The following is a 14,024-nucleotide window of genomic DNA, read 5'->3' on the forward strand; positions in this document are numbered from 1 at the left end:
TTGATTGTTAAAGAGCAGTGCGACCGGCCTGAGCCTGCTGTCGCGAGGTGGCGTATACTACGCTTTCCTCATGAAGTGTCAACGATTATTTTCGTTTCCGCTTCCTGACACCGCGCCGCTGTTGCCGCTGTTGCCGCTGTTGCCGCTGTTGCCGCTGTTGCCGCTGTTGCCGCTGTTGCCGCTGTTGCCGCTGTTGCCGCTGTTGCCGCTGTTGCCGCTGTTGCCGCTGTTGCCGCTGTTGCCGCTGTTGCCGCTGTTGCCGTGTCAGTGGGGTCGCATTATAGGGCGTTCATCGCCGACCGCAACCGGTATTTTTGATTAAATTGCGCGTTCGCTGCATTCCACAGCAAAAGCCCCGCTTATACCTTATTTTGCACAGAGTTATCCACAACCCAGGCATTTTTTGAAATTTGGCGAGCATCACGCAAACGTTTTCGCTACAATTCCTCCCCTGATGAATGACACATATTTCGTGGGTGCGTTAGCTGAATATTGGCGACCAATCCGTATTTTTTTATATGACTGTCACTATTCACGTAACGATTCACGTAACGCTCTTTAAAGTAAGAACCTAGTCAGGGGATCAAACCATCATGCAACAACGTCGTCCTATCCGTCGTGCTTTGCTCAGCGTATCTGATAAAGCCGGTATCGTTGAATTTGCCCAGTCTTTGTCACAGCGTGGCATTGAACTGCTCTCTACCGGGGGTACAGCGCGTCTGCTGGCCAACGCGGGTCTGCCGGTAACAGAGGTTTCCGATTACACGGGTTTTCCAGAAATGATGGACGGACGTGTCAAAACCCTGCACCCCAAAGTGCATGGCGGTATTCTGGGCCGTCGCGGCCAGGATGATGCCGTTATGGCGCAGCATCATATCCAGCCAATCGACATGGTGGTCGTCAATCTCTACCCGTTTGCCCAGACCGTCGCTAAAGCCGACTGTACGCTGGAAGACGCCGTGGAAAATATTGATATCGGCGGGCCGACCATGGTGCGCTCCGCCGCCAAGAACCATAATGACGTGGCGATTGTCGTCAAAAGCAGCGACTACACGGCAATCATCGAGGAGATGGATGCCAACGACGGTTCTCTGACTTACGAAACCCGTTTTGATCTGGCTATCAAGGCATTCGAACATACCGCCGCTTATGACAGCATGATCGCCAACTATTTTGGCAGCAAGGTTCCGGCCTATCATGGCGATACCACTCAGCCTGCTGGTCGTTTCCCTCGCACGCTAAACCTGAACTTTATTAAAAAGCAGGATATGCGTTACGGTGAAAACAGCCACCAGCAGGCCGCCTTCTATATAGAAGAGCATGTCTCTGAGGCATCGGTGGCTACCGCGCAACAAGTACAAGGTAAAGCCCTTTCCTACAACAACATCGCGGATACCGATGCTGCGCTGGAATGCGTGAAAGAATTCGCCGAACCCGCCTGCGTTATCGTTAAGCATGCCAACCCCTGTGGCGTGGCGATCGGTGATTCGATTCTGGACGCTTATGAGCGCGCCTACAAAACCGACCCAACATCGGCGTTCGGTGGGATCATCGCGTTTAACCGCGAATTGGATGAAGCCACCGCACAAGCCATTATCAGTCGTCAGTTCGTTGAAGTGATTATTGCGCCTGCCGCCAGCGATGCTGCGCTGAAGGTTACTGCCGCCAAGCAAAACGTCCGTGTACTGATCTGCGGCCAGTGGCAGCAACGTGTCTCCGGTCTGGATTTCAAACGCGTCAACGGTGGCCTGTTGGTGCAGGATCGCGATTTAGGCATGGTAGACGCTGCTCAACTGCGCGTCGTCACCGAACGCCAGCCGACGCAGACCGAACTGCGTGATGCCTTGTTCTGCTGGAAAGTGGCGAAATTCGTTAAATCCAACGCCATTGTGTATGCTCGCGATAACATGACTATCGGTATCGGTGCCGGTCAAATGAGCCGCGTTTACTCGGCCAAAATCGCAGGTATCAAAGCCAGTGACGAAGGGTTGGAAGTGAAGGGTTCCGTCATGGCATCCGACGCATTCTTCCCGTTCCGTGATGGTATCGATGCCGCTGCTGCCGTTGGTATCACGTGTGTGATTCAGCCTGGCGGTTCCATTCGCGATGACGAAGTCATCGCTGCTGCTAACGAGCACGGCATTGCGATGCTGTTTACCGACATGCGCCATTTCCGTCACTAATCCGGGGCTATAACAATGAATATTTTGATTATTGGTAATGGCGGTCGCGAACACGCACTGGCCTGGAAAGCGGCCCAGTCTCCGTTGGCTGATAAAGTCTATGTGGCGCCGGGTAATGCGGGCACTGCCCTGGAGCCCGCGCTGGAAAACGTAAATATTGCCGCGACAGACATCCCGGCACTGCTGGATTTCGCTCGCCAGAACGCGATTGGCCTGACTATCGTTGGCCCGGAAGCGCCGCTGGTCATCGGTGTCGTCGACGCATTCCGCGCCGCGGGCCTGAAGATTTTCGGCCCAACGCAGGCGGCAGCCCAGTTGGAAGGTTCCAAAGCCTTTACCAAGGACTTTCTGGCTCGCCAGCATATTCCAACCGCGGAATACCAAAATTTCACCGAGATTGAACCTGCGCTGGAGTATATCCGTCGCCAAGGTGCGCCGATTGTTATCAAAGCAGACGGTCTGGCCGCGGGCAAAGGTGTCATTGTTGCTATGACGCTGGAAGAAGCGGAAAACGCGGCCACCGATATGTTGGCAGGTAACGCGTTTGGCGATGCGGGTCACCGCATCGTGGTCGAAGAGTTTCTTGATGGCGAAGAAGCCAGCTTCATCGTCATGGTGGATGGCGAACACGTACTGCCGATGGCGACCAGTCAGGACCACAAACGTGTAGGTGACCAGGATTCCGGTCCTAACACCGGTGGCATGGGCGCTTACTCACCTGCACCGGTAGTAACAGATGACGTCCACCAGCGGGTCATGGATCAGATTATTTGGCCAACCGTGCGCGGCATGGCGGCCGAAGGCAACGTGTATACCGGATTCTTGTACGCTGGCCTGATGATCTCCCCAGATGGTCAGCCGAAGGTGATCGAATTCAACTGCCGTTTCGGTGACCCGGAAACGCAGCCTATCATGCTGCGTCTGAAATCCGATCTGGTGGAACTCTGTCTGGCGGCGTGCGACGGCAAACTGGATGAGAAAACCTCTGACTGGGATGCCCGTCCATCACTGGGTGTGGTGTTGGCTGCAGGCGGCTATCCAGGGGATTACCGCACCGGTGACGTCATTTCCGGCCTGCCGACCCAGGAAGCAACCGACGGAAAAGTGTTCCACGCTGGTACCCGGCTTAATGGCGATGATGTCGTGACTAACGGCGGACGCGTGTTGTGCGTAACAGCACTGGGCCACAGCGTTGCCGATGCGCAGCAACGCGCTTACGAACTGGCTAAACCCATCCATTGGGAAGGCAGTTTCTGCCGCAGCGATATTGGCTATCGCGCCATCGCACGTGAACAGAAAGCCTGACCACCAGTATTCCGCTTTAACAAGGGGCTGCGGCCCCTTATTTTTTGCCTTCATGCACCCACTCTTTCCGGGGCCAGCATTCCCTGACTACCACGTTTCAGCAGTTGGCTCCCAGCGACAAAAATCGGCTTCGGCTACCTGCAACAATTGCGTACCTTCCGGCGACTCCAGCCAGGCGATGCCAAGTGGTCCACCAGCATGTTCGTTTTGTTGGGCAATCCAGGCCAGTGAAGCGCGATCAAAATCGGGACGTACCGCTTTTCCATCGCATGTGGTCACCTGACCTGCCTTCCAGCGGCCCTGTATCAGTGACACCTTACCCGTTCGCAGCGAATCGCTTAGCTCCAGCAAACGTCGGGCGTCAAACTGATACAACGCAATATCGTCTTCCGAGAGAGATTCGCGGCGATCTGGCAACTGGCGCTGCATAAAGCTCACGTTTCCAGACTGATCAAAACGCAGCCTGACTTCTCCTTGTGACGGCGAAGTGGCTGTCTGCTGCACCTCGCGCAATACGCCCTGCTGGAAGCGATACAGGGTTGTTTTGACATCGTTGCCTTGCAACGAACTGAATACCGTCACCAGCGTGGTGAGATGTTGTTGCGTGTCGTCCTTGCGCCATAACCTGACTACACCGCGATCAGCCAGATAACCACTGGCAAACACGGCAGGCGTCGGCGAATGCGAACTACAGGCGGTCAGCCAGCACACCAGCACCGGAACAACCACCCGAATATATCGTCTGAAGAAAAGCAAAAGGGGCGAAATCGCCCCTCTGCTTAAACCTTGTATCAGCATGCGCTTATTTAACAGCGTCTTTCAATGCCTTACCAGATACAAACGCGGGCACATTAGCGGCAGCGATTTTGATTTCTTTACCAGTCTGCGGGTTGCGGCCAGTGCGCTCATTACGATGATTGACTTTGAAAGTACCAAAACCAACTAATTGTACTGCATCACCTTCTTTCAGAGACTCAGTAATCGCTGCCAGGGTAGCTTCCAGAGCAGCTTTAGCCTGGGTCTTGGAAAGGTCAGCTTTGTCAGCAATTACATCAATCAGTTGAGTCTTATTCATAAGTTATCCTTACAGTGTGTTTATCGCTTGCTAAGCATCGAGTGCGACGGAAATGCCATAACAGCACTCTCCTGCATACACGCACCGACAGCCACTTTTATTACGCCCCCCAAATGTAGACCAGACAGGGTGCGGATGTGAAGCCTAAAGACAGGCCATTTCAGGCCTTAAATCACGTTTTATCGCGTTATTGATACAAATTTATCCCAATGTTGCTGACTCCAGCTTCACGCAGGTCGGCGCGCAGTCCTTTTATCAGCTCAATATCGCGTTCTTCGCAGTCGGCCAGCAGGCGGAAAATCTCCCACTGGATATCCCATTCTTCTTCAACTGCGGGCAAGTCCTTTAACTCTTCATCGGTCATTTCCCGACCGGCTTGCGTCATTTCCAGCATCGCTACGGTACGAATCGACGTTTCGCTAATGGTCACCGCATGTTCCAGCGTTTCACCACTCAGACGCGAATGCAGTAATTCACTCAGCGCCACACAAGCATCAATGGCCGGATAAACGCCATAAATATCGTAATCATCCGGCGCGGGGATGGCATCTTCCAGTTTTTCTAACTGGCTGTCGAAATTGACCTTAGCGTCTTTAACGACCTGCGTTTCCCATACCAAATCCAGTATGCGCCGGTAGAGTTGTGCATCCCCAAACCCGGTCTGCTGGCAGAACTCATAGTAGTTGGGGTACATACGTTCACAAAGGCAAGCCATAAAGGTGACATGCTGCCAGCTTGCCAGTTTTTCCAGACGCAAATGGATCGGGTTACGTAACATTGTTTATCTCAATAATAATGGGCGGCAGTGTAACGAAAATCACCACACTGCCATATACCTGAATTCCTAAAGTTTACTGCCCGGCATTATCCTACAGCCCGGCCTCACGTTGCCAGCGTTGAAACGCCGGACGGTTTGATGCCACAGCATCCGCCCAGCGGGTCGGCTCCGGCAGACGATACCCGTTCATGCAGCGCATGACCCACTGTAACGCGCTGTCCATACCGACACGATGACCGGTGGAGACAAACAACGGGTTGCAGCGCACCTTGCTACGCCATACCCAGCCGATCTGTTCATTTTTATCCAGCAACGGCTGTCGGCTGCCTGCTGCGTCTGCCAGCGGCGAAAACTGCCCACACAATCGGCGCTTGGCAACACCGATCGTCGGCACGTTGACCAGCAAACCGAAATGACTGGCCACCCCCAGGCGACGAGGATGAGACACGCCGTGTCCATCGACAAACAGCAAATCCGGCCGGTGTTGTAATTGTTCCCATGCCGCCATCAACGCCGGATACTCACGAAACGACAAAAAACCGGGGATATAAGGCATCACCGTCGGAATGCGCGCAATCTGGTATTCCACCAGTTGTAGCAACGGATAAGCCAGTACCGCTATCGCCGCACGGGTTACCGCGCCTTCCTGTTCGAAACCGACATCCGCACCGGCAATCAACGTCGGTTGTTCAAAAGGCACATCATCGTGACGAATCACCAACGCCGCTTTGTCACATTGCTCAGCGCGCAATGCCGGTATATCCATCAGGCCATGTCCTGATGATACGGTGCAGATAAACGGTGTACCGCTTCAACGAAGACACCGGCATGCTCCGGCGGCACATCCTGATGGATACCATGCCCCAGGTTAAACACATGACCATTGCCAGAACCGAAGCCCGCCAGAATGGTGGCGACCTCCTGCTCAATACGGGCAGGTGGTGCATACAACATCGACGGGTCCATATTGCCCTGTAGCGCAACCCGGTCTCCCACACGACGCCGTGCATCGGCAATATCCGTCGTCCAGTCGAGCCCCAGCGCATCACAACCGGTATCCGCCATCGCTTCCAGCCACTGACCACCGCCTTTGGTAAACAACGTCACCGGTACACGACGACCATCATGTTCACGCTGCAAGCCATCGACAATTTTATGCATGTAGTGTAGCGAAAATTCACGGTAAGCCGGGCCACTGAGTGCGCCACCCCAGGTATCAAAAATCATCACCGCCTGCGCCCCGGCTCGAATCTGGGCATTCAGGTAAAGCGTGACGCTATCCGCCAGCTTATCCAGCAGTAAATGCAGCGTATGCGGCTCGGCAAACATCATTTTTTTGATGACGGTAAAGGCTTTGCTGCTACCGCCTTCAACCATATACGTCGCCAGCGTCCATGGACTGCCGGAAAAACCGATTAGCGGTACCGCGCCAGCCAGATTGCGACGAATAGTCCGTACCGCGTTCATCACGTAACCCAGTTCAAGTTCCGGGTCCGGTATCGGCAGTTTTTTCACGTCGGCATGGCTGGTCACCGGTGAGGTAAAGCGCGGCCCTTCCCCCGCTTCAAAATAGAGCCCCAACCCCATCGCATCCGGTACAGTGAGAATATCGGAAAACAGGATAGCGGCATCAAGGCTATAACGCCGCAGCGGCTGTAACGTCACTTCACAGGCAAGCTCGGCATTCTTGCACAGCGACATAAAATCACCGGCTTGCGAGCGAGTCGCACGGTACTCAGGCAGGTAACGCCCTGCCTGACGCATCATCCATACCGGAGTCACATCCACAGGCTGGCGCAACAGCGCACGCAAATAGCGATCATTTTTCAGATCAGTCATGGTCTTTTCCTTGTAACGCCTGCGTGCAGGCATGATTGTCGCTGACAATGGCCGATCACTGATCAACCTCACGGCACAGTACGACCGTGTCTTCAATCAAACGCCGGGCTACCGTACCCGGTGGCGGCAATTCCGGCAAGCGGTCATAACGAAACCAGTTAGCATCCCGCAGTTCAGACGGGTCATGCTTCAGTTCTCCCCCGTCATAATCGGCCATGAACGCCATCATCAGCGAATGCGGGAACGGCCACGGCTGTGAACTGACATAACGCAGGTTTTTGACGCGGACATTGCTCTCTTCCATCACTTCCCGCGCCACCGCCTGTTCCAGCGTTTCCCCTACTTCAACGAAACCGGCCAACGTGGTGTACATATTGCCTTTGTGGCGTAAATGCTGCGCCAGCAAAATTTTGTCGTGATGACGGATAGCCACAATCACACAAGGGGCGATTTGCGGATAGTAACGCTCTTTGCAGTGGTGACACAGGCAGGCCAGTTCAGTAGTACTGGCTGACATTTCATGGCCGCAGTAACCGCAAAATCGGTGCGAACGGTAGAATTCCGCCAGTTGCACCGCACGGCCCGCCAACTGGAACAGCCCGGCATCCTGACTCAGCAGTTCACGTACCGACCCCATGTCGCTCGCCTTCTCCTGTAGCACCAGCCATACCGGTTCTCCCAGCCATTCGCCAACCTGACGGGCAGAACGCTGTTGCAGCTGCCACTGCGCTGCCGTTCCTTTCGGTAACTCGCCCTGGGGCAGCCAGATCTGGTGGCGGTGATATACCACCCACCACCCGCTTTCTTCACCTTTCAGCGTCACTTCCATCTCTTTTATCGCCCCGCTTATTATCAGGCTGGCCTGTCAGGCAGCCCGTTGGTGTTTTCATCGACCTTGTCAACATGACGACATTCCGTCAGGCATTATCCGGCGCGGGTGAAGCCTTGGCAATGCACATCCCCCAGAGGAATACCAGACACGGCGGATATTCGTTCATTGACGCCACCGCAGCACAGCGCATAAAGTAGCTGTAGTTTTGCAGTGGTTAATCGTTTTAATTGACCACGAGTTTTACGCCCCGCAAGGGGCCCTATCTTGTCGGAGTGCCCAACACGCCTGATGGCGCGTGGGCTGAGACCGTTAATTCGGGATCCGCGGAACCTGATCAGGTTAATACCTGCGAAGGGAACAAGAGTAATGATATCGCCCCCCAACACCATTCAGGGGAACGGGCGCAACAGTCTGGGCAACACGCCCTCTGCCGTTGCCAGCCAGCATCCGGCGATTACTCCCTCCGAACTCCAGACAAGCAATCTTCCCATTTAATGAACAGGAACTTGCTATGTCTACCGAATCCAAACTGTCCACGGAGCTGACGGCTTCTGGAGAAAAAACACCGTCCGGTCGTCGTGAACAACGTGCTGCCGCGCAGCAGTTTATTGATACGCTGCGCGGCTCAACCTTCCCAAACTCACAGCGGATTTATTTGACCGGCTCACGTCCGGATATTCGCGTACCCATGCGGGAAATTCAGCTAAGCCCAACGCTGGTGGGCGGTAGCCGCGACAATCCGCGCTATGAACCTAACGAGGCGGTGCCGGTTTATGATACCGCCGGTCCCTACGGCGACCCTGCTATCACCCCAGATGTACACCGTGGGCTTGGCAAACTGCGGGCCGACTGGATTGCCGAACGCGACGACACGGAAACCTTATCACACGTCAGCTCCGGCTTTACCCAACAACGGCTGGCGGATAGTGGTCTTGACCACCTGCGTTTTGAACACCTGCCGCACCCCAGACGCGCCAAAGTGGGACGTCGCGTCACCCAGTTGCATTACGCTCGTCAGGGGATCATCACGCCAGAGATGGAATTCATCGCCATCCGCGAAAATATGGGACGTGAGCGTATTCGCGGCGAGGTTCTGCGCCAGCAGCATCCGGGCCACAGTTTCGGCGCATTGCTGCCGGACGACATCACACCGGAATTCGTTCGTCAGGAAGTCGCGGCCGGGCGTGCGATTATCCCCGCCAACATTAATCACCCGGAATCGGAACCGATGGTCATCGGCCGTAATTTTCTGGTGAAAGTGAACGCCAATATCGGCAACTCCGCGGTGACCTCTTCGATTGAGGAAGAAGTCGAGAAACTGGTGTGGGCAACACGCTGGGGTGCGGACACGGTGATGGACTTATCCACCGGGCGCTATATTCATGAAACCCGCGAGTGGATCCTGCGCAACAGCCCGGTGCCGATCGGCACAGTGCCTATCTATCAGGCGCTGGAAAAGGTCAACGGCATCGCGGAAAACCTCACCTGGGAACTGTTCCGCGACACCTTGCTGGAACAGGCGGAACAGGGGGTGGATTATTTCACCATTCATGCAGGAGTGTTGTTGCGCTATGTCCCGATGACCGCCAAACGCCTGACGGGCATTGTGTCACGCGGCGGCTCCATCATGGCGAAATGGTGCCTGTCGTACCATCAGGAAAACTTCCTCTACCAGCATTTCCGCGAAATTTGCGAAATCTGTAGCGCCTATGACGTCGCCCTGTCATTGGGCGATGGCCTGCGCCCCGGCTCGATTCAGGATGCCAATGACGAAGCGCAGTTCGCCGAACTGCACACACTGGGGGAACTGACTAAGGTCGCCTGGGAATACGATGTGCAGGTGATGATCGAAGGCCCCGGTCATGTCCCGATGCAGATGATCCGCCGCAACATGACCGAAGAGCTGGAACACTGCCATGAAGCACCGTTCTACACGCTGGGCCCGCTCACCACGGATATCGCGCCGGGCTATGACCACTTCACGTCGGGTATCGGCGCGGCGATGATCGGCTGGTTCGGCTGTGCCATGCTGTGCTACGTCACCCCGAAAGAACACCTGGGGTTACCGAATAAGAACGACGTTAAACAAGGGCTTATCGCCTATAAGATCGCGGCCCACGCCGCCGATCTGGCGAAGGGGCACCCCGGCGCGCAGATCCGCGACAACGCCATGTCCAAGGCTCGCTTTGAATTCCGCTGGGAAGACCAGTTCAATCTGGCGCTGGATCCGGAAACCGCTCGCGCCTACCACGATGAAACCCTGCCGCAGGAATCTGGCAAAGTCGCGCATTTCTGCTCGATGTGCGGACCGAAATTCTGTTCGATGAAGATTACACAGGAAGTACGTGACTACGCCGCCCGTCAGGAAGCGCAACCGATCGACGTCGGCATGGCAAACATGTCCGCCGAATTCCGCGCTCGCGGTAGCGAGCTGTACCACACCGCTACCAGCCTGCCGCAGGAGGAACGCTGATGAACCGCGCGTTTCCCACCACTGACGCCCGACTGGGGCTTTATCCGGTGGTCGATAGCGTGGTATGGATTGAACGCCTGCTGGACGCGGGGGTTCGTACTATCCAGCTACGCATCAAAGACCAGCCAGCGGAGCAGGCCGAGCCGGACATCATCCGGGCGATTGCGCTTGGCCGTCAGTATCAGGCCCGGCTGTTTATCAACGATTACTGGCAACTGGCCGTCAGGCATCAGGCATACGGCGTACACCTGGGTCAGGAGGATCTTGATACGGCCGATCTGGCGGCAATCCACGCCGCCGGGTTACGTCTGGGTGTCTCTACCCATGACGATGCTGAGCTGGCACGCGCCGTCGCCCTGTCGCCGTCCTACATCGCACTGGGCCATATTTTCCCGACTCAAACCAAAGCCATGCCATCAGCACCGCAAGGTCTGGTGGAGTTGGCCCGTCATATTCATGCATTGAACGGGCGCTTTCCCACCGTCGCTATCGGCGGTATCAGCATTGACCGGGTACCCGCCGTGCTGGAAACCGGGGTCGGTAGCATCGCCGTGGTCAGCGCCATCACTCAGGCCGCTGACTGGCGCGCCGCGACCGCGACGTTGCTGCAATTGATAGAAGGACGGGAGGCGTAACATGCTCGATGATCAGGCATTTATGCGCTACAGCCGCCAGCTGTTGCTGGAGGATATCGGCCAGGAAGGGCAGCAGAAACTGGCGGCCTCCCGCGTGTTGCTGGTTGGGCTGGGTGGGCTGGGCTCACCGGCAGCACTCTATCTGGCGGCTGCGGGAGTGGGCACTCTGCTGCTGGCGGACCACGACACCCTACACCTCTCTAATCTGCAACGGCAGATTCTCTACCGTAACGCAGACCTGTCACACCCTAAAGCGGTGCTGGCCCGCCACGCGCTGGAAGCCATCAACCCACTGGTGCAAACCGTCGCTCTGACCACCCGACTTGAAGGCGAATCGCTGACCACCGCGGTAGCGCAAGCCGACCTGGTGCTGGACTGCTGTGACAACATGACTACCCGTCATGCGGTCAACGCCGCCTGCGTCGCGGCACAAAAGCCGCTGATTAGCGCCAGCGCGGTAGGATTCAGCGGCCAGTTGCTGGTACTGACACCCCCTTATCCGCACGGCTGCTACGCCTGCCTCTACCCGGATGCGACGGAACCCCAACGCAACTGCCGCACCGCCGGTGTACTTGGCCCGGTGGTCGGTGTGATGGGCACTTTGCAGGCACTGGAAGCGCTCAAACTGCTATGCGGATTACCCTCACCACTAGACGGTAAATTGCGTCTGTTCGATGCACGCCAGCAGCAATGGACCACGCTGCAACTGGCGCGATCAGCAACCTGTCCGGTATGCGGAGGGCAAGCATGAAGATCCGGCTCAACGATGAGGTTATCGAACTGCACAGCGAGTTGACCGTCGTGCAACTGCTTGAGCAGTTGAACCGCTTACAGCCCGGCACGGCGCTGGCCATCAATCACACCATCATCCCGCGTGATGCCTGGGCACATTCTGCCGTACGGGATGGTGATGACATTTTATTGTTTCAGGCAATCGCAGGAGGTTGAGATGCTGAAGATTGCAGATACAACGTTTACTTCCCGGTTATTAACCGGTACCGGAAAGTTTGCCGGTGCACAACTGATGCAGGATGCGCTGCGCGCCAGCGGCTCGCAACTGGTCACGCTGGCAATGAAACGGGTGGATTTGAAAGGCGGCAGCGATGCCATTCTGGCCCCGCTGCGTGAGCTGGGCGTACACCTGCTGCCCAATACATCGGGAGCCAAAACCGCTGAAGAAGCGGTATTCGCCGCCCGACTGGCGCGTGAAGCGCTGGGCACGCATTGGGTGAAGCTGGAAATCCACCCGGACATGAAATACCTGTTGCCAGATCCGGTGGAAACACTGAAAGCCGCGGAGCAACTGGTGAAAGACGGCTTTGTGGTACTGCCCTACTGCGGTGCCGACCCGGTGCTGTGCAAGCGTCTGGAAGACGTCGGTTGTGCCGCGGTGATGCCGCTCGGTGCTCCCATCGGCTCCAATCAAGGGCTGCAAACACGCGACTTTCTGCGCATTATCGTCGAACAGGCGCGGGTACCGGTGGTTGTGGATGCTGGCATTGGCGCTCCCAGCCATGCGGCAGAAGCCATCGAACTCGGTGCCGATGCGGTACTGGTTAATACCGCTATCGCCGTGGCTCGTGACCCGGTGCAGATGGCGCACGCCTTCCGGCTGGCGGTGAACGCCGGGGCGATCGCCCATCAGGCTGGTCTGGGCAGCCACCAGCACCTCGCCAGCGCCACCAGCCCACTGACCGGTTTTCTGCGCCAGACGGAGGCCACCGAGTAATGGACACTCACGCTCAACCGTCGTTTGAACACCGCTGGCAACAGCTGGAATGGCATGACCTGACCCTGCGCATCAACAGCAAAACCGACGCTGACGTAGAGCGGGCGCTGTGCGCTGATCGGCCCACGCGCGACGATATGATGGCGTTGCTGTCGCCTGCTGCCAGTCGCTGGCTGGAACCGCTGGCCCAGCGGGCACAACAACTGACGCGCCAGCGTTTTGGCAACACTGTCAGTTTCTATGTGCCGCTGTATCTTTCCAACCTGTGCGCCAACGACTGCACCTATTGTGGTTTCTCCATGAGTAACCACCTCAAACGCAAGACACTCAACGAGCAGGAAATCCAGCGTGAGTGCGAGGCCATCAAGGCGCTGGGGTTCGACCACCTGCTGCTGGTGACCGGTGAACACCAGCGCAAAGTAGGAATGGATTATTTTCGCCAGATGTTGCCGTTAATTCGCCCGCAATTCAGTTCACTGATGATGGAAGTGCAGCCGCTATCGCAGGAAGATTACGCTGAGCTGAAAACCCTCGGGTTGGATGGGGTGATGGTGTATCAGGAAACCTATCACGCCAGGACCTATGCCCACCATCACCTGCGCGGCCACAAGCAAGACTTCGCCTGGCGGCTGGCAACACCAGACAGGCTGGGGCGCGCCGGTATCGACAAGATCGGGCTGGGGGCGCTCATTGGGCTGTCGGATAGCTGGCGCACCGACTGCTATATGGTGGCCGAGCACCTGCTGTATTTACAGCAGACTTACTGGCAAAGCCGCTACTCAGTGTCGTTCCCTCGCCTGCGCCCTTGTGCTGGCGGCATTGAACCCGCCTCGTTGATGGATGAGGCACAGCTGATGCAGGTTATCTGCGCCTTCCGACTGCTGGCACCCGATGTGGAACTGTCGCTCTCCACCCGCGAGTCACCGTTCTTCCGCGACCATATGATCCCGATTGCCATCAACAACGTCAGCGCGTTTTCCAAAACCCAACCGGGCGGCTACGCCGACGATCACCCCGAGCTGGAGCAATTCACCCCGCACGACAATCGCCGCCCGCAAGACGTGGCTGATGCGCTGGCGCAGGCTGGGTTGCAGCCGGTATGGAAAGACTGGGACGGTTATCTGGGAAGAGCGGCGATGGAGTGACGTCGCGCCAGGATCGCCGCAACATCGGCG

16 protein-coding genes and 1 riboswitch are annotated in these 14,024 nt (G+C 56.6%); of the genes, 10 read left to right on the plus strand and 6 right to left on the minus strand.

Going from position 1 to position 14,024, the window contains the following annotated elements; genetic code table 11:
* The first annotated feature begins 70 nt into the window (after positions 1-70).
* From FGI04_RS17450 to purD, 3 genes are all read left to right on the plus strand, one after another.
* The gene (locus FGI04_RS17450) at positions 71-322 is read left to right on the plus strand and encodes a hypothetical protein (protein ID WP_434964871.1); all 252 of its coding nucleotides are present in this window, start codon (positions 71-73) and stop codon (positions 320-322) included.
* 271 nt (positions 323-593) lie between these two features.
* On the plus strand, positions 594-2,183 hold the full coding sequence (gene purH, locus FGI04_RS17455; protein WP_038906764.1) for a bifunctional phosphoribosylaminoimidazolecarboxamide formyltransferase/IMP cyclohydrolase: 1,590 nt from the start codon (positions 594-596) through the stop codon (positions 2,181-2,183).
* 15 nt (positions 2,184-2,198) lie between these two features.
* Entirely contained in the window at positions 2,199-3,488 is a 1,290-nt protein-coding gene (purD, locus tag FGI04_RS17460; protein WP_342700678.1) for a phosphoribosylamine--glycine ligase, read from the plus strand.
* A gap of 87 nt (positions 3,489-3,575) precedes the next feature.
* Here purD and FGI04_RS17465 read toward each other — a convergent pair whose 3' ends face one another.
* The 6 genes from FGI04_RS17465 to nudC all read right to left on the minus strand — a co-directional run bounded on the left by FGI04_RS17465 (position 3,576) and on the right by nudC (position 8,009).
* Positions 3,576-4,286 carry a DUF1481 domain-containing protein gene (locus FGI04_RS17465; RefSeq protein WP_342700679.1) on the minus strand — a complete coding sequence of 237 codons (711 nt, stop codon included), beginning with the start codon at positions 4,284-4,286 and terminating at the stop codon, positions 3,576-3,578.
* Positions 4,287-4,290: 4 nt separating this feature from the next.
* On the minus strand, positions 4,291-4,563 hold the full coding sequence (hupA, locus tag FGI04_RS17470; RefSeq protein ID WP_012882985.1) for a nucleoid-associated protein HU-alpha: 273 nt from the start codon (positions 4,561-4,563) through the stop codon (positions 4,291-4,293).
* A gap of 187 nt (positions 4,564-4,750) precedes the next feature.
* A complete protein-coding gene (locus FGI04_RS17475) occupies positions 4,751-5,341 on the minus strand; it encodes a YjaG family protein (protein ID WP_342700680.1) in 591 nt (196 codons plus the stop codon).
* A 91-nt stretch (positions 5,342-5,432) separates the two neighbouring features.
* Complete coding sequence (nfi, locus tag FGI04_RS17480) at positions 5,433-6,107, minus strand: deoxyribonuclease V (protein WP_342700681.1); 675 nt, start codon at positions 6,105-6,107, stop codon at positions 5,433-5,435.
* Positions 6,107-7,180 (minus strand): uroporphyrinogen decarboxylase, encoded by a 1,074-nt coding sequence (gene hemE / locus FGI04_RS17485; RefSeq protein ID WP_168364719.1) that lies wholly within the window; start codon positions 7,178-7,180, stop codon positions 6,107-6,109. Before hemE ends, nfi begins: the two co-directional genes overlap by 1 nt.
* 55 nt (positions 7,181-7,235) lie before the next feature.
* A complete protein-coding gene (gene nudC / locus FGI04_RS17490) occupies positions 7,236-8,009 on the minus strand; it encodes an NAD(+) diphosphatase (protein ID WP_342700682.1) in 774 nt (257 codons plus the stop codon).
* A 261-nt stretch (positions 8,010-8,270) separates the two neighbouring features.
* Positions 8,271-8,386, plus strand: a riboswitch (TPP riboswitch).
* Here nudC and FGI04_RS17495 point away from each other — a divergent pair.
* The 7 genes from FGI04_RS17495 to thiH all read left to right on the plus strand — a co-directional run bounded on the left by FGI04_RS17495 (position 8,379) and on the right by thiH (position 13,994).
* Positions 8,379-8,507: a hypothetical protein gene (locus FGI04_RS17495; RefSeq protein ID WP_282597469.1), complete on the plus strand. Its 129-nt coding sequence runs from the start codon at positions 8,379-8,381 to the stop codon at positions 8,505-8,507. (Overlaps the previous riboswitch by 8 nt.)
* Positions 8,508-8,523: 16 nt before the next feature.
* Positions 8,524-10,485, plus strand: a complete 1,962-nt coding sequence (thiC, locus tag FGI04_RS17500) for a phosphomethylpyrimidine synthase ThiC (protein WP_407337040.1) — start codon at positions 8,524-8,526, stop codon at positions 10,483-10,485.
* Positions 10,485-11,120 carry a thiamine phosphate synthase gene (gene thiE / locus FGI04_RS17505; RefSeq protein WP_407322141.1) on the plus strand — a complete coding sequence of 212 codons (636 nt, stop codon included), beginning with the start codon at positions 10,485-10,487 and terminating at the stop codon, positions 11,118-11,120. The genes thiC and thiE overlap by 1 nt, the downstream gene beginning before the upstream one ends.
* A 1-nt stretch (position 11,121) precedes the next feature.
* Complete coding sequence (locus FGI04_RS17510; RefSeq protein WP_342700685.1) at positions 11,122-11,871, plus strand: HesA/MoeB/ThiF family protein; 750 nt, start codon at positions 11,122-11,124, stop codon at positions 11,869-11,871.
* The gene (gene thiS, locus FGI04_RS17515) at positions 11,868-12,068 is read left to right on the plus strand and encodes a sulfur carrier protein ThiS (RefSeq protein ID WP_407337041.1); all 201 of its coding nucleotides are present in this window, start codon (positions 11,868-11,870) and stop codon (positions 12,066-12,068) included. Before FGI04_RS17510 ends, thiS begins: the two co-directional genes overlap by 4 nt.
* 1 nt (position 12,069) lies before the next feature.
* Entirely contained in the window at positions 12,070-12,849 is a 780-nt protein-coding gene (locus FGI04_RS17520; RefSeq protein ID WP_407274397.1) for a thiazole synthase, read from the plus strand.
* Positions 12,849-13,994: a 2-iminoacetate synthase ThiH gene (gene thiH, locus FGI04_RS17525; protein WP_253001644.1), complete on the plus strand. Its 1,146-nt coding sequence runs from the start codon at positions 12,849-12,851 to the stop codon at positions 13,992-13,994. The genes FGI04_RS17520 and thiH overlap by 1 nt, the downstream gene beginning before the upstream one ends.
* The last annotated feature ends 30 nt before the right edge of the window (positions 13,995-14,024 follow it).

Source organism: Dickeya ananatis, from assembly GCF_019464615.1.
GTDB lineage: Bacteria > Pseudomonadota > Gammaproteobacteria > Enterobacterales > Enterobacteriaceae > Dickeya > Dickeya oryzae.